This is a genomic window from Peribacillus sp. P4_C12 (assembly GCF_056402095.1).
On the sequence record NZ_JBFUIB010000895.1, the window covers coordinates 1 to 1,092 of the forward strand.

Genomic DNA, 1,092 nt, shown 5'->3' on the forward strand with positions numbered 1-1,092 from the left:
GTCCGTGGGTTATGCCGAAAGAAGCGATTAACAATCCGGATTCTTTACAAGTGAAGGTATTTATAAATGGTCAATTAAAACAGGAAAATAACACACATCATCTAATCCGTTCTGTTGCTCGATTAATTTCCGATGTAACAGATTTTATGACACTCCGCCAGGGAGACATTCTTCTGACGGGGGTACCTGAAAATGCACCGTTGGCAAAAGTAGGAGACGTTGTTCGAATTGAGATTGATAGAATTGGTTTTCTTGAAAATATACTCGTTCATGAAAAAGACTGGAATTGGGGTGGCCGTGCATGAAAAAAGCAAGAGTAGCCTATAGTGGTGCAATTTATGATGCTGTTGAAAAAGAAGGCATGCTTCAACTCCATGATGGACGTCTTGTGCAGGAGCAGGATGTTGTCTGGCTCTCGCCTGTGGAGCCGCGTACGGTATTCGCACTCGGTTTAAATTATGCGGATCATGCAAAAGAATTGGCGTTTAATGCACCGGAAGAACCACTTGTCTTTTTAAAGGGACCGAACACATTTATCGGTCACCGTGCAGAAAYACGCCGCCCGTCTGATGCCGAATACATGCACTATGAATGTGAACTGGCTGTCGTAATCGGCCGTCCAGCTCGCAATGTAGCGAGAGAAAACGCCTATGAATATGTTTCAGGCTATACGATCGCCAATGATTATGCCATCCGTGACTATTTGGAGAATTATTACCGCCCTAATTTGAAAGTGAAAAATCGAGATACATGTACTCCAATTGGACCATGGCTTGTCGATACAGAGGACATTGAAGATCCAATGAACTTGAAGCTACGCACGTATGTAAACGGCAAGCTGACACAGGAAGGTACAACTCGCRACATGATTTTTGATATCCCAGCACTTATTGAATATTTAAGCAGCTTTATGACGTTAAATGAAGGAGACATTATTTTAACCGGCACACCGGAAGGGCTTGTTGATACTGCCATTGGCGATGAAGTTGTGACAGAAATTGAAGGAATCGGACGGCTTGTTAATACGATTGCTGGTGATAACATTTTTTTAAGAACGGATAACGAGAAAGCCGTTACTGATCGGTGAAAGGG

General features: G+C 43.0%; 2 protein-coding genes. Both read left to right on the forward strand.

Annotation, left to right across the window (positions count from 1 at the left end; genetic code table 11):
* Window positions 1-305 (forward strand): fumarylacetoacetate hydrolase family protein (locus AC1DUW_RS30020; RefSeq protein WP_477644338.1); only part of this gene is annotated, 305 nt, incomplete at its 5' end.
* Window positions 302-1,087, forward strand: a complete 786-nt coding sequence (locus AC1DUW_RS30025; protein WP_477644339.1) for a fumarylacetoacetate hydrolase family protein — start codon at window positions 302-304, stop codon at window positions 1,085-1,087. The genes AC1DUW_RS30020 and AC1DUW_RS30025, both read left to right, overlap by 4 nt.
* Window positions 1,088-1,092: the final 5 nt, after the last annotated feature.